The organism is Paenibacillus sp. FSL W8-0919, assembly GCF_038003785.1.
Classification (GTDB): Bacteria; Bacillota; Bacilli; order Paenibacillales; family Paenibacillaceae; genus Paenibacillus_AQ; species Paenibacillus_AQ lactis.
Genome location: NZ_JBBOPV010000001.1, coordinates 5,522,181 through 5,542,489 on the forward strand (window position 1 = coordinate 5,522,181; position 20,309 = coordinate 5,542,489).

General features: G+C 53.6%; 22 protein-coding genes and 1 other annotated feature. Of the genes, 3 read left to right on the forward strand and 19 right to left on the reverse strand.

Annotation, left to right across the window (positions count from 1 at the left end; translation table 11 throughout):
- Positions 1-70: 70 nt before the first annotated feature.
- Positions 71-988, forward strand: coding sequence for a polysaccharide deacetylase family protein (locus tag NST44_RS25040; RefSeq protein ID WP_007129796.1), 918 nt, complete (start codon positions 71-73; stop codon positions 986-988).
- 60 nt (positions 989-1,048) lie between these two features.
- On the opposite strand, the gene NST44_RS25045 is transcribed toward NST44_RS25040, so the two are convergent.
- Genes NST44_RS25045 through NST44_RS25055 form a run of 3 tightly spaced genes read right to left on the reverse strand, consistent with a single transcriptional unit; the run spans position 1,049 to position 2,869 of the window.
- Positions 1,049-1,864, reverse strand: a complete 816-nt coding sequence (locus tag NST44_RS25045; RefSeq protein ID WP_007129795.1) for a metallophosphoesterase — start codon at positions 1,862-1,864, stop codon at positions 1,049-1,051.
- Positions 1,861-2,283, reverse strand: coding sequence for a hypothetical protein (locus tag NST44_RS25050; RefSeq protein WP_007129794.1), 423 nt, complete (start codon positions 2,281-2,283; stop codon positions 1,861-1,863). The genes NST44_RS25045 and NST44_RS25050 overlap by 4 nt, the downstream gene beginning before the upstream one ends.
- Positions 2,270-2,869: a CPBP family intramembrane glutamic endopeptidase gene (locus NST44_RS25055; protein WP_007129793.1), complete on the reverse strand. Its 600-nt coding sequence runs from the start codon at positions 2,867-2,869 to the stop codon at positions 2,270-2,272. Before NST44_RS25055 ends, NST44_RS25050 begins: the two co-directional genes overlap by 14 nt.
- A 237-nt stretch (positions 2,870-3,106) precedes the next feature.
- Positions 3,107-3,339, forward strand: a binding site (T-box leader).
- A 186-nt stretch (positions 3,340-3,525) separates the two neighbouring features.
- Here NST44_RS25055 and serA point away from each other — a divergent pair.
- Positions 3,526-5,118, forward strand: a complete 1,593-nt coding sequence (gene serA / locus NST44_RS25060; protein ID WP_007129792.1) for a phosphoglycerate dehydrogenase — start codon at positions 3,526-3,528, stop codon at positions 5,116-5,118.
- 94 nt (positions 5,119-5,212) lie between these two features.
- Here serA and NST44_RS25065 read toward each other — a convergent pair whose 3' ends face one another.
- From NST44_RS25065 to ribH, 15 genes are all read right to left on the reverse strand, one after another.
- Positions 5,213-6,643, reverse strand: a complete 1,431-nt coding sequence (locus NST44_RS25065) for a HAMP domain-containing sensor histidine kinase (RefSeq protein ID WP_007129791.1) — start codon at positions 6,641-6,643, stop codon at positions 5,213-5,215.
- Position 6,644: 1 nt separating this feature from the next.
- On the reverse strand, positions 6,645-7,361 hold the full coding sequence (locus NST44_RS25070) for a response regulator transcription factor (RefSeq protein ID WP_007129790.1): 717 nt from the start codon (positions 7,359-7,361) through the stop codon (positions 6,645-6,647).
- A 98-nt stretch (positions 7,362-7,459) separates the two neighbouring features.
- Positions 7,460-8,713 (reverse strand): c-type cytochrome biogenesis protein CcsB, encoded by a 1,254-nt coding sequence (ccsB, locus tag NST44_RS25075; protein ID WP_007129789.1) that lies wholly within the window; start codon positions 8,711-8,713, stop codon positions 7,460-7,462.
- Positions 8,710-10,404, reverse strand: coding sequence for a cytochrome c biogenesis protein ResB (locus tag NST44_RS25080; protein ID WP_007129788.1), 1,695 nt, complete (start codon positions 10,402-10,404; stop codon positions 8,710-8,712). The genes ccsB and NST44_RS25080 overlap by 4 nt, the downstream gene beginning before the upstream one ends.
- A complete protein-coding gene (locus tag NST44_RS25085; protein WP_340900926.1) occupies positions 10,401-10,928 on the reverse strand; it encodes a redoxin domain-containing protein in 528 nt (175 codons plus the stop codon). Before NST44_RS25085 ends, NST44_RS25080 begins: the two co-directional genes overlap by 4 nt.
- A 124-nt stretch (positions 10,929-11,052) precedes the next feature.
- Positions 11,053-11,808 carry a pseudouridine synthase gene (locus tag NST44_RS25090; RefSeq protein ID WP_007129786.1) on the reverse strand — a complete coding sequence of 252 codons (756 nt, stop codon included), beginning with the start codon at positions 11,806-11,808 and terminating at the stop codon, positions 11,053-11,055.
- A gap of 21 nt (positions 11,809-11,829) precedes the next feature.
- Positions 11,830-12,171, reverse strand: coding sequence for a hypothetical protein (locus NST44_RS25095; RefSeq protein ID WP_007129785.1), 342 nt, complete (start codon positions 12,169-12,171; stop codon positions 11,830-11,832).
- A gap of 161 nt (positions 12,172-12,332) precedes the next feature.
- Positions 12,333-12,866, reverse strand: a complete 534-nt coding sequence (locus NST44_RS25100) for a spore maturation protein (RefSeq protein ID WP_007129784.1) — start codon at positions 12,864-12,866, stop codon at positions 12,333-12,335.
- Positions 12,867-12,872: 6 nt separating this feature from the next.
- Positions 12,873-13,505, reverse strand: a complete 633-nt coding sequence (locus NST44_RS25105; protein ID WP_007129783.1) for a nucleoside recognition domain-containing protein — start codon at positions 13,503-13,505, stop codon at positions 12,873-12,875.
- Between the two features lie 63 nt (positions 13,506-13,568).
- On the reverse strand, positions 13,569-14,747 hold the full coding sequence (locus NST44_RS25110; protein ID WP_007129782.1) for a D-alanyl-D-alanine carboxypeptidase family protein: 1,179 nt from the start codon (positions 14,745-14,747) through the stop codon (positions 13,569-13,571).
- A gap of 119 nt (positions 14,748-14,866) precedes the next feature.
- Positions 14,867-15,316, reverse strand: a complete 450-nt coding sequence (gene ytfJ / locus NST44_RS25115) for a GerW family sporulation protein (protein ID WP_007129781.1) — start codon at positions 15,314-15,316, stop codon at positions 14,867-14,869.
- Positions 15,289-15,972: a DUF2953 domain-containing protein gene (locus NST44_RS25120; RefSeq protein WP_210094618.1), complete on the reverse strand. Its 684-nt coding sequence runs from the start codon at positions 15,970-15,972 to the stop codon at positions 15,289-15,291. The genes ytfJ and NST44_RS25120 overlap by 28 nt, the downstream gene beginning before the upstream one ends.
- Before the next feature lie 271 nt (positions 15,973-16,243).
- Entirely contained in the window at positions 16,244-16,846 is a 603-nt protein-coding gene (gene scpB, locus NST44_RS25125; RefSeq protein ID WP_007129779.1) for an SMC-Scp complex subunit ScpB, read from the reverse strand.
- Complete coding sequence (locus tag NST44_RS25130) at positions 16,815-17,624, reverse strand: segregation and condensation protein A (RefSeq protein ID WP_186311073.1); 810 nt, start codon at positions 17,622-17,624, stop codon at positions 16,815-16,817. Before NST44_RS25130 ends, scpB begins: the two co-directional genes overlap by 32 nt.
- Before the next feature lie 51 nt (positions 17,625-17,675).
- Positions 17,676-18,143, reverse strand: a complete 468-nt coding sequence (gene ribH, locus NST44_RS25135; protein WP_007129777.1) for a 6,7-dimethyl-8-ribityllumazine synthase — start codon at positions 18,141-18,143, stop codon at positions 17,676-17,678.
- Between the two features lie 582 nt (positions 18,144-18,725).
- Here ribH and NST44_RS25140 point away from each other — a divergent pair.
- Complete coding sequence (locus NST44_RS25140) at positions 18,726-19,025, forward strand: hypothetical protein (RefSeq protein WP_144866776.1); 300 nt, start codon at positions 18,726-18,728, stop codon at positions 19,023-19,025.
- On the opposite strand, the gene NST44_RS25145 is transcribed toward NST44_RS25140, so the two are convergent.
- Positions 19,015-20,256 (reverse strand): bifunctional 3,4-dihydroxy-2-butanone-4-phosphate synthase/GTP cyclohydrolase II, encoded by a 1,242-nt coding sequence (locus NST44_RS25145; protein ID WP_007129775.1) that lies wholly within the window; start codon positions 20,254-20,256, stop codon positions 19,015-19,017. The two genes, NST44_RS25140 and NST44_RS25145, sit on opposite strands and share 11 nt — an antisense overlap.
- Between the last annotated feature and the right edge of the window lie 53 nt (positions 20,257-20,309).

Here is a 20,309-nt window from a genome sequence, read left to right on the forward strand (position 1 = left end):
AACTCAGGGTTAGTGTTCTCGCGCCGGAGGCAACTCATGCTACATAAATACAGGAAAGAGAGATGGAATCATGGTTAAAACGACAACAAAGATCATCCTGCTGGCCTGCTGCATTCTGCTCAGCGCCTGCGGAAACCAAGGAAACGGCCAGAACCATAATAGCGTGCCCGCTGATTCAGGCAATCCGATTATGCCAGATACGAAAACGGCTGAGCCGGTGACGCCTCAGGAACAAGAAGCCCCTCCTGCTGCCGTCGATAAGGAGTCGAGCGGAACTGCCGGCGGTACGAAAGTACGCGGCACTGCTGATGAACAAGCCAGCGAGCAGCCGGCAGCTGATGAGAAGCCGGAACTCAAGTATCACATGAATAAGGTGTACCGCATCGTCCCGAATGACGAATCCGTGCCTTCTAAGGTCGTGCTGCTCACCTTCGACGATGGACCGAAGGATGCGGACATGATCAACCGACTGATCGACACGCTGGACAAGCACCAGGCCAAGGCTATTTTCTTCGTTAACGGATACCGTGTAAAAGCCAATCCCGAGCTGCTCAGCATCATCCATGACCGGGGGCAAATCATCGGCAATCACGCTTGGGACCATATCGACTTGAAGCAGGAGAGCCAAGCAAAGGTCCGTCAGCAAATTGAAGATGTACAGCAAATTGTGAAGGATACGATCGGTACGGAGCCTGCGTTTTTCCGACCTCCGTTCGGGTCGGGCGGAGATGCCGTCAAGGATATCGCTTCAGAGAATGACTTGCTGTACATGACATGGTCGAACGGCTCGCTGGACTGGGAGAGCAAAAATAAAAACAAGCCCGAGGCGGTCATCAACAACGTGCTGGAGCAGCTCCATCCGGGCAGCAATATTTTGATGCATGAGCTTCCCTGGACGGTCGAAGCGCTCGACGATTTGCTGACCAAGCTGGAAGCCAAAGGTTATGGTTTCGTGGATCCCCGGGCGATTGAGCCTCAGATCCGCTGATTACAACACAAAAAAGCCTTCTTCTCCTTGCTTTATCTGGAAGGAAGAATGAAGGCTTTTTCACATTTTACGCAAAGTCAGCACATGGTACTCCGCCGGGCATAACAGCCGTAGAGGGATGTGCGAGGTTCCGAAGCCCCGGCTGATCAGCATGCGCGTGTCCGGAAGCTTCTCGCTTGCAGCCCTTGGAATCGAATACCAGCCGGACTTGAAGGATTTGTAGAAACGCTCGAGCCGGACCGCGCCCGCAAGCGGAAGCACGATTTGTCCGCCGTGCGTATGGCCGGCAAGCAGCAGATCACAATTCGCCTCTTCCCTGCCCTTAAGCCAAACCGGATCATGCACGAGCAAAATATGGTATTCGTCGCCGTGCAGGCTGCCTTTGAATTGGGAATAAGGATGCCGCTTGCTCTTAGGCTGGCGAATGCCGCTAAGGGAGACGTAGTCATTCCCAACCGTGATCCGGACCGTTTTATCGCTCAGCAGGGTCACGCCGGTTTCCTTGAGCACCTTCTTCACCGCATCCTTGCCTGCGTACAAATCGTGGTTGCCGAGGACCGCATAGACGGGTCCAACCCGCCGGAGCACCTCCATGTTATGCCTCAGCCTCTCCAGGGGAACACCTCGCTCCGTAATGTCGCCGCCAAGCAGGACGCAGTCTACAGGCTGCAGCGCAGCCATCAGCTTCCGTTCCGACAACTCCCTCCGATGGATATCGGTCAGGAACAGAATTCTGAATCCGTCGAAGGACGCCGGGATTCGCTCCGTCACCACTTCTTCCTCGCGGACCCGGTAGCCCTTCGCTTCGGCGCTCATCCAGCCTAGAACACCGACTCCCGCTGCCGCAGCACCCGACAGCCACAACCATATGCTCATAATAACTCCTTTATCAGCTCGCTTACGGGCGGCGCCCCGATCAGCCCCCACCACAGCAAGCTGGCCATCAATAAAATAAATATGACGATTAATGAGTTCACAAACCATTTGCTCATCCGGACACGGTAGGAAGAATATGTATGCGTTCGCCGCGGAGCTGTGGCTTCCTCCATGTTGTCCTGGGTGGCCGATTGCTTTCTGCGGGACCGTGATAGCCCTTCTTCCGCGCTGGCTGTGTATGTCCGCCGCTCTTCGGCCATCCTCGGCTTGGACCGGCTAAGCCCGGTATATTCGGTATATTCACCAGCATCCTGTCTTGTCGGCTTTGCTGCCGGCGATGGAGGCGAGACAGAAGATGCTTTGTTCTTCCGGCCTTTGTTTCGGCTCCGGTGTCTTTCCATTCTGCTAAGTTCGTTCATTCTCCTCTTTCCTCCGAAATCGAATCAGCATTCCCGAAATGAAATCGATCAGGAAATGGCACAGGATCGGTGCCCATAATGTTCCCGTATAAATATAGACAAGACCAAGACCGTAGCTGCTCAAGAATACCCAGCCGGTCGGAAGCCAATGCTTCAGATACCTGACATGGATCAATGCAAATAAAATGCTGGTCCAATATGGCCCGAATGCATGCTGAATCGCTCCCCGAAACAGAAGCTCCTCGCATACGGAAACGACGATCGCTATAACGAGAATATGCCATACTGGCCGATTCCGGAACAGCATCTCGTTGATTCCCCCGTCATCCATACTGTCCTCGGACACAAAGCGGGATAGTATCAAATCCACAACAAGCATGGCCGCTGCGAGCCCCAGCCCCCAATACAGAAACTCCAGCTCCTTCGGCACAGCGAGAAGCGCCAGTGGGTTCCGGCCCTGGAACAAAATCCAGATCAGGCCGACAATGAGCGTGAGCGCTTGGGTCAGGTACAAATTAATAAGAAGAAGTCGGTCGTTTAGCTGGTGAGCTTCGATTCTTTTCACTCTTATTTTAAATTTTTTCATAGAAGTTGTGCCTGTCTTTCATCTTTGTATTTGAACGGTTCGATGCTTCTTCACCCTAAATCCGACAAATCCAGGGCTAATGCGAAATATGGCGGGCATATGCATCATAGCAAATTCTTGGCATGACATTCAAGGCTGCCGTAAGCATAAGACCGTTTATTGCCCTATTATACCGATGATCGCCACCTATTGACACAATGTAAAAGCCATGATACATTATGAAAAAATTAATCTCGTACAAAACCGATGATGGAAATAAGAAGCTGTTACGCCTGCAGAGAGCCGATGGTTGGTGAGAATCGGCGGCGGAAGGTTATTCTTGAGCGTTCCTGAGATATTTCGCTGAAATCAATAGTAGGCGCAAATCGGATGATTCCGTTACCAATCATGGTCTGATAAGACCGCTTGAGGCTGTTCGAGTTTACGGACAGCGAATAAGGGTGGCACCACGAATAACTCTCGTCCCTTACTACGGAGGTAGTATGCGGAGTCGGGAGTTTTTATATTTCCCGGTCCTTTGCTACGACACCGCGTCAATTGCTATAAGAAACCAAGCCTTACCAAACCAACGGTATAACGGATGCGCGTTAACCGGCGCGCTCCTTATTCAATATTTGCAGCACTATTTATAGAGAATTTAAGGAGGAAGTGAAACCATGTTTAAAGTTTTGGTATCGGATCCGATCAGCGATTTGGGGATCCAGCAATTGATGGATGCAGCCGATGTGCAGGTAGACAAAAAGACAGGGCTCAGCGAAGATGAGCTCACTGCCATAATCGGAGAGTACGACGGCCTTCTGGTTCGGAGCCAGACCCGCGTAACCGAGCGTATTATGAGTGCCGGAACGAAGCTGAAAGTGGTTGGCCGCGCCGGAGTCGGAGTGGATAATATCGACCTCGAAGCCGCCACGAAGCGCGGTATTGTTGTTATCAATGCTCCAGACGGAAACACGATCACGACCGCTGAGCATACGTTTGCCATGATGATCGCTCTGGCCCGCCATATTCCGCAGGCCTATGCCAAGACGATTAACGGCGTATGGGACCGCAAATCCTTCCTCGGAGTGGAGCTGCGCAACAAAACCTTGGGCGTTATGGGGATGGGCCGGATCGGCAGCGAAGTCGCAAAGCGTGCGAAGGCATTCGGCATGAATATCATGGCATTCGACCCGTTCCTGACCGAGGAACGCGCCGACAAGCTCGGCGTTGAGCTCGCATCCGTAGACAGCATTATCCGCAGCGCCGATTTCATCACGGTTCATACGCCGCTGACTCCGGAAACCCGTCATATGATCGCCCGCCCGCAATTCGAGGTCATGAAGCGCGGCATGCGCATCGTGAACTGTGCGCGCGGGGGGATTATCGACGAACGCGCATTGGTCGAAGCGATCGACGAAGGCATTGTGGCTGGAGCCGCGTTTGACGTGTTCGAGCATGAGCCGCCTGAAAGCGACCATCCATTCCTTAGCCATCCGAAGGTCATCGTCACTCCGCATCTTGGCGCATCCACCATCGAAGCCCAAGAGAACGTGGCCATTGACGTATCGGAGCAGGTCCTTCATATTTTGCGCAACGAGCCGTTCAAAAATGCCGTCAACTTCCCGCTTGTCGCGGCTAGCGTCATGAACAAGCTGCAGCCATACTTCTCTCTCGGCGAGAAGCTGGGCAGCGTAGCGGCTCAAATTACCGCTCATGCCGTGAAAGAGATTCATGTCGATTATGCAGGCGAGCTGGCGGAAGTCGATACCCAAGCACTCACCCGCTACATTGTAAAAGGCGTGCTGGAGCGTCATCTCGGCAGCGAAGTGAACATCGTCAATTCGATGCACTTGGCAAAGAGCCGCGATCTTCATGTTGTCGTTTCTCAAACTCCGAAAACAAAGGACTTTGCGAACCTCGTTACCGTAACGCTAAAAACGCAAAACGGGCAGGAACGCATCGTTGCAGGCACCCTGCTTCTCGGATACGGCGAACGGATCGTGCGTCTCGACAAATTCCCGGTCGACGTTGCGCCTGAAGGCCATCTGATCTTGATCTCGCACAACGATAAGCCAGGCATTATCGGGCGCGTCGGCACCCTGCTCGGTGAGAACGACGTGAATATCGCCTCGATGCAGGTTGGCCGGAAGGTCATCGGCGGCGAAGCCATCATGTGTCTGACCGTTGACAAGGACGTCTCTAAGGAAGTGCTCGTGAAGCTGACCGGTCTTCCAGAACTCAATACAGCTCAACAAATCGTGCTCAGCTAATCCCTATGTTCCACGTTGAACAAGATTAGCCCACGAATTTCAACAAAAAACACGCTCCGATTGGAGCGTGTTTTGTCTTTTAGGCGTTCTTTTCCTAAGATTCTGCCGCATTGATAGGAATCGTCACCGTAAACACGGTGCCTTTCCCTACCTCACTAGCTGCTGTAATCGTGCCGTGATGGGCAGTCACGATGTTTTTGACAATAGCCAGACCGATCCCCGTTCCGACGGTTTCGCCGCGGACGCGGGCTTTATCGGCCTTATAGAAACGTTCAAACACAAATGGCAAATCCCCTGCAGGTATGCCGACGCCTTGGTCGGAGACGATCACCTGCAGCGCATCGCCCTTCGGCGCTTTGACCCGGTGTGCCTGGATCTTCACCTGCTTGCCGGACGGCGTATGCCGGAAAGCGTTGTCCAACAGGTTGGTCAGCACCTGCTCGAGCTTATCCTCGTCAGCAGATTCAAGGATGAGGTCCGAATGCAGGGATAGCTGCAGATCAATCTCCTGTTCCTTGGCTCTTACGGAGAACTTACGGTAGACACGCTCGCACAGTTCGCCTGCATCAACCTGCCGCAGCGACATCTCGGCGTGTCCCGCCTCCATTCGCGTCAGATCCAGCAAGTCCTTCACCAGACGGCCCATGCGCAGCGATTCCTCATGGATGACCTGGATCAGCTCCCGGCCTTCTTCAGGCGAAGCAGCCATCCCGTCGAGCAGCGCTTCGCTGTATCCCTGCATCATCGAGAGCGGGGTGCGAATTTCATGCGATACGTTGGCGATGAAATCGGTCCGCATCTTCTCCAGCTTAACCTGTTCGGTAATATCCCGGAGCACGACGACAGCGCCCCGTATCACGTCATCCGAATAGAGCGGTGCCATGTGGGCCGACCAGATCCCCTGGTTCACATGCAGATCCGCGCTCTGATCCCGGCCTTCGTTCACCGTGCTGTAGAACAGCTCGCTCAGCGGCTTAGGCATCACGTCCGCAGCCCAGCCGCCCCCTTGCAGATCATCATCCCATTCAAGTCCCTTCCAGGTCTTCATAATTTCCTGTCCGGGGGGATTGACGAGAATAACCTGCCCGTGGTTGTCAAACGTAATCACGGCGTCGCTCATGCTTCGAAGCACGCTGGACAAATGCTCCTTCTCGTGATTAAGATTGCGGATATTCGTCTCCAGCTCGGCGGCCATATGGTTGAACGTATTCGCAAGCTCGCCGATTTCATCGCTCGTCACCAGATTGAGACGGGTTCCGTACTTGCCTTTGCGGATGTCATTGGCAGCCTCGATCAGCTGCTGCATCGGCTGAGTGATTTTCGTTAACAGGAAAAGCCCGAAAAAGGTCGTCATCGAGAATCCGATGATCGACACATACGTAAACAAACGTTTGATTGCACTGGAATTGGTGAAGGTCGTATCAATGTAGGGGAGCAAAAATAATCCTAGCGTCAACAGCACGCAGGCAACCAAGCACGTAATCGTGATCCACAGCTTGCCGACAAGCGATCTCCAGAAGTTCACGTTACTTCGGAACCTCCAGCTTGTAGCCTACTCCCCATACGGTTGTGATCATCGCGGCAGCTTCCGCCGATACCTTGTTCAGCTTCTCCCGCAGCCGCTTCACATGCGTATCGACGGTGCGCAGATCACCGAAAAACTCATAATTCCAAACATCCTTCAGGAGCTCTTCCCGGGAAAAGACTTTATCCGGCGACGAGGCCAAATAATGCAGCAGCTCATACTCCTTCGGCGTAAGGCTGATTTCCTGTCCCCCCGCCGTTACCCGATGGGCGTCGTGCTCAATGACAAGATGAGGGAAGACAATGCTGTTGCTCGGGTTGGATTCTTTGCTAAGGTAAGCCGTTGCCGAAGAGCGGCGCAGAATCGCCTTGACCCGATAGATGACCTCCCGCGGGCTGAACGGCTTGACGACATAATCGTCCGCGCCGACCTCGAAGCCTTGAACACGGTTGATTTCTTCTCCCTTGGCAGTCAGCATCAGAATCGGCGTCGACTTCACCTGACGAAGACGCGTACATACCTCGACTCCGTCCATACCCGGCAGCATCACATCCAATATGACAAGTCCGTAATCCTCACCGGTTGCCTTGCGAAGGGCAGTCTCCCCGTCTTCAGCCTCTTCAATCTCATATCCTTCCTTCTCCAGGTACATCTTCAACAAACGCCGAATACGCTCTTCATCATCGACTACGAGTATGCGGTTACCATGCTCAGACATTGACAGCAGCTCCTTCATTGTTATAGGGGAAAATCAGAACGGCCCTCGCATCGTAAGGGCCCTCCTGATTTTCTAATCCATTGCTATTAAACTACATCTTAATCCGTTCCGGCATAGGAATGCAGACCGGCAATGATCAGGTTGACGCCAACCAGCGTGAACATCACGACGATAAATCCGATAACCGACAGCCAGGACGAGTACTTGCCCTGCCATCCGCGGGACAACCGCAAATGCAGGTACACGCTGTAAAAGAGCCACGTTATCAGCGCCCATACTTCCTTCGGATCCCAGCCCCAGAAGCGACCCCATGCAATCTCCGCCCAAATCATGGCGAAGATGAGCCCGCCCAGCGTAAATACCGGGAACCCGATCGCAATCGCACGGTAGCTGATTTCGTCCAGGTCATCCGGATTCAGCTTGTTCAGCGCAGGCTGAATGAACTTCGCGATCGGTCTACGGATGAACAGCCGCAGCAATCCATACAGGATGATGCCGCTCACCAGCGACCAGATCACAGTGTTGAGCTTCCTCCCCGCGTTCACGCCATGCATCCATGACGGAGCTTCGAACAGCGGGGATTTCATGCCCAGGAATGACTGCATGCTTTCCGTCTCGCTCTGATACGGGGCTACAATCGGAGGCATATTGTACTCCACTTTTACTATTTTACTGGTTTCCGTTTTAGGGTCAATCTGCGTCTGATTGAACACGGCTTCGTAACCGGCTGTGCGGAAGCTGTAGACCGACAAAATGAAGCCGAGCAGGACGACGATCGCGAACATGCAGAGCTCGAGCCAGCGCTGCTCCCTCCGCGCGCCTTTATCCGTAGCGGTGAAGTTGACCGTCCGCAGCAGGTGCATCAGACCAGCGATAAAGCCGACGGCGAAGAACGCATCGCCGAGCGCGGCTAGTGTGACGTGAATGCCGAGCCAATACGACTGCAGCGAAGGAATCAACGGCTGCACTTCCTGAGGGAACACGGCCGCATACGCCATAATGAGAATGACGAGCGGCAGCGCGAACAGGCCGAGCAGCGATTTTTTGTAAATAAAATACAGCACCAGAAATGCAATCATGATCGCCATGGACAGGAACGACATAAACTCGTACATGTTGCTCACCGGCACATGCCCGGAGCCTGCCCATCTGGTGAAGAAATACAGCAGATGGCCGATCAGGCCGATCGATGCTGTCACGAATGCGATCTTGCCCCATTTGGCAAGATGGGCCTCGGGCTCCCGCTTCCGGAAGCGGCGTCCCATCACCGCAATGGCATACATGATAAACGATGCGCAATATAGCAAAAAGGACACAACAAATGCATCACCGCTAAAATCGATTAGATTCATGCTTGACTCCCCCTGTTATTCTCCAGCGACTTTTCGTCGACCTCGATATTCATCTGATTCAGGATGGCGGCGACTTCCCTGCGCAGACCGAACCAGTTCTTGTTCGTGTGGGCACCGAGCGTCAGCGTTCCGTCATCGACCCGCAGCCAAATCCGGCGATGATGGAAATAGAAGCCCATAACCAGTCCGATCATGCCGATAAATGCGCCCACCCAGATGAAAGGCATCGCCTTATCCACGCGGATGTTCAAATACGTCGTTGACTCCGCAAAGTCGACGTCATCCATGCTCAGTACGTCCAGCGTTACGAGATTCTCGCCTCCGGCAAGCTGCGCATTGATCGCATCCTGCTGGAACCGCTCCTTGTCGACCTGTTTCGGGAAGTAGAAATATTGAATGCCGTCCGCCGGCAGGTTCGGTCCCTTGATCAGGAACAGGAACGCGGGTGCGTTCGGGTTCGGCGACAGATTGACCGGCTTCCCGTCGTCACCGAGGCCGAAATCCGTAAACGTCTGCGTAAGCGTCAAGGTGTAATCCCCTGCCTTGTACTCTCTTACGGGATCCTTGATCGACAGATCGATCTTTCCATATTGTTCCCCGGTTTTGCTGTCAATCAACATCGGGGATACGGTTCGGAGAATCGGAGTCAAATCATAATCGAATTGATACGCCTTCAGCCCCTTGTAGTTAAGCGGGTGGTTCACCTCGATGTTATGGCGGGTGACCTCCTTAAGCTGCGGCTCTTGGCCCGGTGTATTGCAATTGGACTCGCACACATACAGGATCGCCTCCGTTTCGAATTTCTTAGGCAGCACCTTGCCCTTGCCTTTGAATTCATTCGGCATATCCTCTTCCGTATAGAACTCTACCTTGAATCCGTCATTCATCAGATAATAACTCGTGTTCTTGATGTGCACGGGCTCCCCTTCGGGAAATGCCATATGCTCGTCCATATGAAGGCCCGGCAAATTCCGTCCAAGGACAGCTAAAAGAAAAATGATCAGGCCGATATGGAGCACATACGGCCCCCATCGGCTGAACCGCTGCTTCTCCGCAAGCAGCGTGCCCCCGTCCGTGCGGACGCGGTATCCTTTTTTCTTGATCAGCGGCTTCACCCGCTCAACCCACTCGGCACCGTCTTGTTCAACCGTCCCCTGGTACACCACCCGCTGGCGGGTCAGAAACGACATATGCTTCGGTATGCGCTGTCTGCTTAGCGCCTTGTACAGCGGCAGGACGCGGTCCAGGCTGCAGATGACCAAGGATGCGCCGATCATGACCAGCAGAAGCACGAACCACCAGGATGTATATGTATGGGACAGCCCGAGCAGATAATAAATATGCCCCAGCTGTCCGTACTCCTCTTTGTAGTAGACAGAGGGGTCAATGTTAAGGAATGTGCTCTCCTGCGGCAGGATGGTTCCGAGCGACGAGCCGATCAGCGTCAGCAGGATCAAATAGATCGCAACCTTCACCGAGGAGAAGAAATTCCAGACTTTGTCGATGAAGCCGGGGTTGGCTTTCTGCGAGCGGCGGGCCACCCCGTCGTAACGCATTTCCAGGATCTGCTGGGCTTCCGCTTCCTTTGTCAGCGGTTTCCCGCAGGCTTCGCACAGGACGGTTCCGGGCGGATTCTGATGACCGCATTCACATTTCGTGTTTTGGATCAAAGGCTTGGAACCTTCACTCATTTTGCTTTCACCAACTGTTCAATTTGTTTATCCAGCGTGTCCAGATCCAGCTCGCCGATACGAATATGGTGAATCTTCCCGGAAGCCGTCACGAAGAAGGTCGTGGGCATTGGGCCAACGCCGTAGCTGGCCACCGCATCCCGGTCCGGATCCATCAGGATCGGGAACTTCACGCCGGTTTGAGCCACAAAATTTTCAACCGTCATTTTGTTCTCGCCCACATTGATCCCAACGATTTCGACCCCTTGATCCTTCCACTTCTCCCACTGTGCCTGCAGCGCCGGCATCTCCCGGACGCAAGGCGGGCAGTAGGTCCCCCAGAAATTGATAACTCTGGCTTTGCCTTCGTATTCGCTCATGGTATGTACATTGCCATCCATGCCCAGAAGCTCGAAATTCGCCGCCTTCTCACCGACCTTAGGCACCTCGTCGGAGCCGAATACAATGGTTGCAACGGCGTACACGCCGATTAGAACGATGGCAAGCAGGATAACGATCTGAATGCTTTTCTTCGATTTGCCCATAGTGCAGCAGCTTCCTTTCTATGACTTTCATCATAAATGTGCAGGCGGGTGTGAACATCCTATGAACAATTATAACGAAATTCGTCATAAACGCCGCTCGCCATTTTGAATATTATGTGTCGGGTTACCGTTTTTTCTTCGGTTTACCGCCTGGTTTCGCCGCCTTGGCCATCTGCTGCAGCTCATTGACTTCACTTGGCGTCAAGTGACGGTACAGGCCCCGCTTCAGATTCTGAAGCAGCAGATCGCCGTACGCGATCCGCTTAAGCCGGATGACCGGATGATTGATCGCCTCGAACATCCGCCGCACCTGGCGGTTGCGTCCCTCGTGAATCGTAATGGTGATGACGGACTGCTTGTTGTCCGGGTCCACGTCGCGGTATTCGACTTCGGCCGGAGCGGTCATTCCGTCCTCCAGCATGATGCCCTGACGCAGCTTGTCCAGCTCGGTTCCGTGGGGCACCCCTTTCACCGTTGCCAGGTAGGTTTTCGGCACATGATACTTGGGGTGGCTGAGCAGATTGGCGAATTCGCCGTCATTGGTCAGCAGCAGCAGCCCTTCCGTATCGTAATCCAGACGGCCGATCGGGTAGACGCGCTCCTTTACGCCCTTGAGATAGTCCGATACGATCTTCCGGCCTTCCGGATCCGATGCGCTCGTAATAACTCCCTTTGGCTTATTCAACATTAAATAGACCTTTTTCTCATGCTTGATCGGTTTCCCTGAAACCGTAATGATATCTTGGTCGGGGTCGGCCTTCGTGCCGAGCTCGGTAACGGTCTCCCCGTTCACCTGCACCTTGCCCTCCAGAATCAGTTCCTCGCACTTTCGGCGGGATGCGACTCCGGCCTGTGCCATAATTTTCTGTAATCTCTCCATGTTCGATAGGTCACCTCATCCCTAATGATAACCATCGACAGGATAAATCACAAGCGCGTTCCACGGAAAATCCGCTCCAGGGCAGCTCTCTGCATGTGGAAACAGATATAACGGGGAAATATCATGCAGTCTCGAGAGCTCCATAATGATTTTGCTGGCGGTAAACAGCTGGCTCTTCTGCTCAAGGCTCATGAGCTCGTAGCGACGGTTGAAATTGCCTTCCAGACAGATATGAATCAGTTTATGATGCAGAAGCATCGGGGAAGACGTGACCGATCCGTCCGCATGTATTGTAAAATCGAACCTCACCCGCGGCTCCTGCTCGCATTCGGAATGATGGATTACAAAGCCTTCGAATTCCATATCATCATCACCTCTGCCGCACAAATTTGATTCAGCAGTATATGACATTGCGGCCCCGGCGGTATAGGCGCGTGTTCCCTTATCAAAACAAAAAATCCCCGATTACCGCGCAGTCATAAGCACGAAATAGGGGAAATGAAGCTGGTATAATTGCAATGTCACTATCCAAATACGAGCAGACATACGGCGATTGCGGCAATAAACCCGACCAGATCCGAAAACAGTCCGACTTTTAGCGCATATCTGCCGTTGCGGATGCCAACCGCGCCGAAATAGACAGTCAGCACGTACAAAGTCGTATCCGTGCTTCCTTGGATCGTGGAAGCGATCCGGCCGATCATCGAATCCGGCCCATAAGCGCGGATCAGCTCGGTTGTATAAGCGAGCGATCCCGTCCCAGTCAGCGGACGAAGCAGGCCGAGCGGCAAAATTTCGCCCGGGACCCCGAGGGACTGCAGAAACGGGCCCGTCCATCCCACAAAGAACTCCAGCGCCCCGGATGATCGGAAGACGCTGATCGCCACCATCATCCCCACCAAATGGGGGATGATGCCGATTGCAGTGGAGAAGCCGTCCTTGGCTCCTTCCACAAACGATTCATATACCGGTACTTTGCGGGTATAGGCATAAAGCGGGATGAACGCGACCATAATGGGAATAGACCAGGCCGAGATGACGCTAATCCATGACAGCAATGTTCATCACCCTTTCATATCCGGATTCCTTCCAGCCCCGATTCCGGACGGCTGCTTCCGCCGAATCGTACGCCTTCTATACCATCTGTCGGCGAGAATGGCTGCCGCTGTCGCAATGGCCGTAGCCAGCAGCGTCGTTCCTACGATTTCGGCCGGATTTGCCGATTCGTAATTCAAGCGGATGGCTATCAACGTTGTCGGAATCAGCGTAATACTGGCTGTGTTAAGCGCCAGCAGCGTGCACATGGCCGGTGTCGCGGTGTCTTTATCCGGATTCAGCTTCTGCAGCTCCTGCATCGCTTTGATTCCCATCGGCGTTGCCGCATTGCCGAGACCGAACAAATTCGCGCTCATATTCGATAAGATATACCCTATCGCCGGATGGTCCTTCGGCACGTCGGGGAACAGAAACCGTACGACCGGTCCAAGCATGACGGCAACCTTCTTCAGAAGCCCCGAATCCTCGGCAATCCGCATCATGCCAAGCCAAAAGACCAGGATGCTGATCAGCCCGAAGGACACGGTAACGCCTGTTTGAGCTCCATCAAACACGGCTTTGGTCACCGCGTCGATATTTCCGTTCACCGCCGCAAAGCCAAACCCGATCAGGATCATCCCCATCCAAATCATATTGATCATAGCTCTTCTACGCCCCCGTTCTTTGACTCGCCGTATCGAGAGGAGTTCCCCTCTTAGCGAAATCTAATGATGATTGGCACGCACCAGATGCTTGAACACTTCGGCGGCCGATTGCCATAACGACAAGGCAGCTCCCTGCGCGGAGGCGCTCCTGGACTTCTGCAAGGCGGACGGCGGCTCAGGAAGTCTGGCGCCTTGCTCGTATACAGGAACTTTGCCGATGCTGACACCGTTCAGCAGCAGCTCGATGTGTCCTCTGAGTCCGAAGGACACATCCGGCGAGCCTTGCTTGTGAAGAACGAGCCTTTTGACTAGCCGGGTTTCCTCGTCATGGGTAAATGCATACTTAAACGTGCTTCCGGTAACGAGCGAGTAGCCTTGTATTTTTTGCCCTTTCTCGATAACCTGCTTCAGCGGAAAATGGTTGAAGCCGTAATCAAGCATATTGGCATGGTCATTCCAATCATTGCCGTCATTGAGCGTAACCGCAGCGATCTGCTGACCGTTCCGCGTGGCCGAGCTGACCAGGCAGCGGAACGCTTTCTTCGTAAAACCGGTTTTAACGCCGTCAGCTCCTTCGTAGAGGCGCAGCATTTTATTTTTATTATCCCATTTGTAATCCCAGGACTCGTTCGGGTTCGGCGCCCGCTTGGTCGGTGTCTTCACGATTTCTTTGAACGTCGGGTTCTGAAGCGCATAGGCGGTCATCCTGGCAACATCATTGGCGGAGGAATAGTGCTCGTCATGATCCAGCCCGTGCGGATTCATAAAATGCGTGTTGGTTAACCCGAGCTCCTGGGCCTTCTGATTCATCAGCAGGACGAAGCCTTCCTCCGTCCCTCCCACATGCTCCGCAATGGCGGTGGCGGCGTCATTGCCCGAACGGAGCATTAAGCCATAGAGCAGGTTTTCCAAGGTCATCTCCTCGCCAAGCTTCAAGAAGAGGGAGGAGCCTTCCTTGGCAAATGCGTTCTTCGAAACCGTGACCCGGTCGTTCAGCTTGCCGTGCTCGATGGCTACAATCGCCGTCATGATTTTGGTAAGGCTGGCGATCCGCAGCCGCTCGTCCCCATTTTTGCTGTACAACAGCCTGCCCGATGTAACATCGATCAACGCGGCCGCCTGGGCGTGATTCGCCGGCCCCTTCTCATGATCCGCATAGGCAGGGCCGGCCGCGGCCATCAGACAAACCACCAGCAATATGGATAACAAGGACTTGCAATTCGTCCGTTTCATTTTCATTATTTTATCCTCCGGTGTTCAGAAATCTTGTACAAGTATATGTTGTCCCTCCAGAAAGTATGTCCACATGCAAAAATCCCCAGATCGCTTCATGCGAGAGGGGATTTGCTATGCAGCGCTTAGTACGTCGACCCGTTACCGCCACCGTTGGCATTGGCGTTGCTGCCTGATTGGAACATCGCTTGGATCTGCTCCAGCAAATACGGGGTCGCATCGATAATGCGCTCGAACAGATGCGTCTGATTGTCGAGCGGAACGATGTGGACGCCCTCCTTGCCTACGACAAGGAACGCAATCGGTCTGATGGATACGCCGCCGCCGCTTCCGCCGCCAAACGGGTGCGTGTATGAATGGCCATGCGTCCCGTCTGCGGGATGGCGGGTGCCTCCGGCTTCAATGTTGTAGTCGCTTCCGCCGGCCGCAAAGCCAAACGCCACTTTACTGATTGGCAAAATTACGCTGCCGTCAGGTGTGTTTACGGGATCGCCAACGATCGTATTCACGTCCACCATTCCCTTGATGTTCTCCATCGCGGTTTGCATCAAGCCTTGAATAGGGTGTTCTGCCATGATCTAACTCCTCCTTTCACCTTTAACACGCGAACTATGAATACCAGTCCAGCAACCATAGCTTTTCCGAAGGAGATTTTCGCTATGCAGTTCAGCTCTGTGGAAAAATGCGGCGGTCCGTTAAAGCGGGGTACGACATCGACGGCCGGTTTTTCCTCCATAATCAGGCGATAGGACAACCAGCCGAGCAGGGTATGTTTAACGGCGTGCAGCAGCCCGGAAGCGACGGCCGTATCGGCGGCATGCTCAAGGGCCACCTCCGTCGACCACCGGATGTCCCGGAGATGGACGTTTGCCAACGTCTGCCGCAGCCATTTCTTAAATCCTTTGGTGGCCATTATAGCTGTTGAATACTGCCGAAACCGAATGGTACGACTTTTTTGTCTCTGATCCGCCTGTTCATCCTGTCCAAATGTCATCCCCTGCTTGAAGACCGATTCTTGATTGAATTCAATGCCGCCGTTCGCCAGATGAAAGGGCAGATCATAGATCCGCTTGATCATGCCATAGACCATCTTTACCTCGGCATGGAGCTTGTATTCATTTTTTCGCATGACCATATCCAGCCTGACCGTCACGGCCGAGTTCAACACGATGACAGCCAGCACAATGAGCAGTACTACAAGTCCGATCGCAAGATAAATCCAAATGCTCACAACGTAACCCCCAGCAACGAGCTTGATATAATACATCCGCTTGGCTTAGTATGGCAAATCGCCAGGTAAATAATGCGAACCCGCTCACCTTCGTCCTCTCCTGTCACCGGGGATAATGAATGGATTGTGCTTCCCTTAGCCATTAATCTAGGATGGTGGTGGAGCAGATCGAACGGGGTGCTAATTGGAAAGGAACCTATGCAACGCAAAAAAATCCCGAGCCAACCTCCGCTCGGGATTCGAATTTTCGTATAGAACATCCGTTTATCGATCAATTCTCCACATCATCAAATGTCAGCTGATGACCATCCAGCTTATCAAACAGCATTTGCGTCTCTTCCTCGAGCGACTCGGCATCCTCAAATTGGGACGGCTCCGGCAAATCCTTAATGCTGGCGAGCCCGAAGTAATCGAGGAATAATTTCGTCGTGCCATACAAAATCGGTCTGCCGATCGCTTCCGCACGGCCCACCTCTTCAATCAAGCCTTTGGTGGTCAGCGTATGAATCGCCCGCTCGGATTTGACACCCCGGATCTCCTCGATGTCAACCCGCGTGATCGGCTGTCTGTAAGCGACAATGGATAGCGTTTCGAGCGCCGCCTGGGACAGGGAGGAGCGCGAAGGCGAGTATGCCAGACGTTCGAAATATGGCGCATGCTCCGCAAGCGTCGCCATTTTGTAGCTGCCGGCGATTTGGACGATCTGCAATCCCCGCTCCTGGCGCGCCCATTCCTCCTTCATATCCTCAAGCGCTTCTTCCACCAGCCCCGTGGACTGTTCCGTAATTTCAGCGACCTGCTTGACCGACAGGCCTTCCTCGCCCGCCAAGAACAGCAGTCCCTCAATAATCGATTTCAGCTTCGGATAATCCATCAATGCGTTCTTCCCCTCTCCATTCCATCACAATATCCTCGAAGAGCCGCTCCTGATAGCAAACGATCTGCTTCATCTTCATCAATTCCAAAATCGCCAGGAAGGTAACCACGATTTCATGCCGCTCCATCTCCTCATGAAGCAGCTTGGAGAACAACACCCTTCCTCCCGGCCCCGCTTGCTCGAGCGTATCGATCACCTGGCGAATCCGATCCTTAACCGATATTTCATCGCGCTGTATCCGTGCGTATGAAGTTCGTCTTACGGCTTTGCTTAAGGCTTTTTGGAATGCGCGGATCAAATCGGCAACGTGGAGCCCTTCGACCGGGTTTTCCTGGGCTTCCGGCATGTAGGGCGTTAAATCCTCCGCCTCTTTCGAGTAAATCATGCTCCGCTCCCATTCTCTCTCATGGAGATGCTGAGCAATTCCCTTGTATTTACGATATTCGATCAGCCGCTGAACGAGCTCCGCTCTCGGATCCACATCTTCCTCTTCGTAAAAATCAAACTCGTCCATCTCGATAACCGGAGGCTTTGGAAGCAGCAGCTTCGATTTAATAGACAGCAGCGTCGCCGCCATCACCAGAAATTCACTTGTAATTTCAAGCTCCAATTCCTGCATGTTGTGCAGATAGGCCATGTATTGTTCGGTAATCTCGCTGACGGGGATATCCTGGATGTCGATTTCCGCTCTATCAATCAGGTGAAGCAGCAGATCGAGCGGTCCTTCAAACGTCTCCAGCTTATATAATACGCTCACGGTGAATCCTCCCGCCATAAAAATAAAATGCAGTGCTCTGATGAAAAAGAGCACTACATTAAATAAGCACTATTTTAAGCTTTTCGTCAAGTTTGCCATTTCGATCGCCGCCATCGCGGAATCCCAGCCTTTGTTGCCAGCCTTCGTTCCGGCGCGTTCAACGGCCTGCTCGATGTTCTCCGTCGTCACGACGCCGAAGATGGTTGGCACGCCGGTCTTCAGGTTGATCGCCGACACGCCCTTCGCCACTTCATTGCACACGTAATCGTAGTGGGTTGTCGATCCGCGAATGACGGTGCCCAAGGTAATGATGGCGTCGTATTTGCCGCTTTCTGCCATTTTTTGGGCGATCAGCGGAATTTCGAATGCGCCCGGCACCCATGCTACATCCACCTCATCATCCTGCACGCCGTGACGCTTCAACGCGTCGAGCGCACCGCTTAACAGCTTGCTGGTAATAAATTCATTAAACCGGCCTACTACGATTCCGTATTTCAAGCCTTCCGATACTAAATTGCCTTCAAAAATGTTTGCCATGGTTATGGTCATCCTTTCAAATGGGAGTATTGTTATTGTCGATGCATGCTGCACTTTGCGCTCGATGAGCGCTCGTTGATGCGATTCTTGCATTGTCCGCTGCGCACCGGATGCTGCTTCCGATCGCTGTTGCCACCGGATTCCCTGAATGACTCACACACAAGGTAGGAATCCGACGGCAAAGGCGAACGCTTCGCTTCTCCTGCTGCATTCCGCCGCTCCGCTGGGTTCATTCAGGTAGCAAATACGGGCTGACTCTTCGAGCTAGTCGGCGTTTGCGAATGCATCATGGACCATTACGCTTGCGGAGTTGGGGATTCGTGCCCACCCTAAATTGGTGGGCGCGTTTCGAATTGTCCGCTGCGCGTCGGATGCAGCTTCCGATCGCTGTTGTCTCCGGATTCCCCGAATGACTCACACACAAGGTAGGAATCCGACGGCAAAGGCGAACGCTTCGCTTCTCCTGCTGCATTCCGCCGCTCCGCTGGGTCCATTCTTGTAGCAAATGCGGGCTGCTGCTTCGAGGCTCGTCGGCGTTGGCGAATGCATCATGGACCATTACGCTTGCGGAGTTGGAGATTCGTGCCCACCCTAAATTGGTGGGCGCGTTTCGAATTGTCCGCTGCGCACCGGATGCTCTTCCGATCGCTGTTGCCACCGGATTCCCTGGATGACTTACACACACAAGGTAGGAATCCGGAGGCAAAGGCGAACGCTTCGCTTCTCCTGCTGCATCCCGCCGCTCCGCTGGGTCCATTCAACGATGGGGGCGCGGGCAGCTGCTTCGAACTTTTGGCCGATGCGACGGAGGCATCATCGATTGAAGCAGAGAGCGATTATTTGAAAATCGTTTCCGCCGGGGCATTTCCCTTTACGAATTAGCGCTCTCGTTCTGCTCCAAATCGTCGAACTTCAGCATATGCCCAAGCTTAGCCTGCTTTGTATGCAGGTATCCGGTATTGTCCTCGTTCTCCGGCATCTGGATCGGCACCCGCTCCACAACTTCAAGCCCATATCCCTCCAGGCCCTTGATCTTCCGCGGGTTGTTGGTAAGCAGCCGAATCTTCCGAATGCCGAGATCCTTTAGTATCTGCGCTCCAATGCCGTAATCTCTTAAATCCGCCGGGAAGCCCAGCTTCAGGTTGGCATCGACCGTATCGAAGCCCTCCTCTTGCAGCTTATATGCCTTCAGCTTGTTGATCAAGCCGATGCCGCGTCCCTCTTGGCGCATGTACAGCAGCACGCCGTTGCCGGCCTCCTCGATCTGCCGCAGTGCGGCCTCGAACTGCGGGCCGCAGTCGCAGCGGTGGGAGTGGAAGACATCCCCGGTCAGGCATTCCGAATGGACGCGAACCAGCACCGGCTCATCGCCGTTAATCTGGCCTTTGACCAACGCTACATGCTCCTTGTTGTCGACATCGTTCGTGTAAGCCACCGCCTGGAATACCCCGTAATCCGTCGGCATCCGCACCGCCACTTCCCGCTGCACCAGCTTCTCCTTCTCATTGCGGTAATGAATCAGATCCTTGATGCTGATCAGCTTCATCCCGTGCTTCTTCGATATTTCGATCAGATCCGGCAGACGCGCCATGGTTCCGTCTTCCTTGATGACTTCGCAGATGACACCGGCAGGGTAAGAGCCGCACAGCTTCGCAAGATCGACAGCCGCCTCCGTATGACCTGCCCGGCGAAGGACGCCCCCTTCTTTGGCAATCAGCGGGAACATATGGCCCGGTCTGCGGAAATCCGCTGCGGTCGCATTCGGGTCCATAATGCCGCGAACCGTTACGGAGCGCTCATAGGCCGATATGCCGGTTGTCGTATCTTTATGGTCAATGGAAACGGTGAAGGCCGTTCCATGATAGTCCGTATTTTGGCTAACCATCGGTTTCAGATCCAGCTCCTGAGCCCGCGAGGGCGTCATCGGGAGACACACCAATCCACGCCCTTCCGTAATCATGAAATTGATCACCTCGGGGGTTGCCTTTTCGGCTAGAGCGATAAAATCCCCTTCATTCTCGCGGTCTTCATCGTCAACGACGATAACGATCTTCCCTTCCTTCAAATCCTGCAAAGCTTCTTCTATGGTATGAAAAGAAAATCGCTCTTCCATTCCTACTCCTCCTTCTCGTAAGTCTAAACGTTCGGGTCAATCTGATGCTTCGA

Excerpts from the sequence above, each read along its gene's own strand:
- NST44_RS25045 (WP_007129795.1), bottom strand. The coding sequence starts at position 1,864 with ATGAGCATATGGTTGTGGCTGTCGGGTGCTGCGGCAGCGGGAGTCGGT.
- NST44_RS25070 (WP_007129790.1), bottom strand. The coding sequence starts at position 7,361 with ATGTCTGAGCATGGTAACCGCATACTCGTAGTCGATGATGAAGAGCGT.
- NST44_RS25080 (WP_007129788.1), bottom strand. The coding sequence starts at position 10,404 with ATGAGTGAAGGTTCCAAGCCTTTGATCCAAAACACGAAATGTGAATGC.
- NST44_RS25145 (WP_007129775.1), bottom strand. The coding sequence starts at position 20,256 with ATGGAAGAGCGATTTTCTTTTCATACCATAGAAGAAGCTTTGCAGGAT.
- NST44_RS25130 (WP_186311073.1), bottom strand. The coding sequence starts at position 17,624 with ATGGCGGGAGGATTCACCGTGAGCGTATTATATAAGCTGGAGACGTTT.
- scpB (WP_007129779.1), bottom strand. The coding sequence starts at position 16,846 with ATGGATTATCCGAAGCTGAAATCGATTATTGAGGGACTGCTGTTCTTG.
- NST44_RS25110 (WP_007129782.1), bottom strand. The coding sequence starts at position 14,747 with ATGAAAATGAAACGGACGAATTGCAAGTCCTTGTTATCCATATTGCTG.
- NST44_RS25095 (WP_007129785.1), bottom strand. The coding sequence starts at position 12,171 with ATGGAATTCGAAGGCTTTGTAATCCATCATTCCGAATGCGAGCAGGAG.
- NST44_RS25105 (WP_007129783.1), bottom strand. The coding sequence starts at position 13,505 with ATGATCAATATGATTTGGATGGGGATGATCCTGATCGGGTTTGGCTTT.
- NST44_RS25050 (WP_007129794.1), bottom strand. The coding sequence starts at position 2,283 with ATGAACGAACTTAGCAGAATGGAAAGACACCGGAGCCGAAACAAAGGC.
- NST44_RS25055 (WP_007129793.1), bottom strand. The coding sequence starts at position 2,869 with ATGAAAAAATTTAAAATAAGAGTGAAAAGAATCGAAGCTCACCAGCTA.
- NST44_RS25040 (WP_007129796.1), top strand. The coding sequence starts at position 71 with ATGGTTAAAACGACAACAAAGATCATCCTGCTGGCCTGCTGCATTCTG.
- NST44_RS25090 (WP_007129786.1), bottom strand. The coding sequence starts at position 11,808 with ATGGAGAGATTACAGAAAATTATGGCACAGGCCGGAGTCGCATCCCGC.
- NST44_RS25085 (WP_340900926.1), bottom strand. The coding sequence starts at position 10,928 with ATGGGCAAATCGAAGAAAAGCATTCAGATCGTTATCCTGCTTGCCATC.
- serA (WP_007129792.1), top strand. The coding sequence starts at position 3,526 with ATGTTTAAAGTTTTGGTATCGGATCCGATCAGCGATTTGGGGATCCAG.
- ccsB (WP_007129789.1), bottom strand. The coding sequence starts at position 8,713 with ATGAATCTAATCGATTTTAGCGGTGATGCATTTGTTGTGTCCTTTTTG.
- ytfJ (WP_007129781.1), bottom strand. The coding sequence starts at position 15,316 with ATGGCAGAACACCCTATTCAAGGCTTGATGCAAACCGCGATGGAGAAC.
- ribH (WP_007129777.1), bottom strand. The coding sequence starts at position 18,143 with ATGGCAAACATTTTTGAAGGCAATTTAGTATCGGAAGGCTTGAAATAC.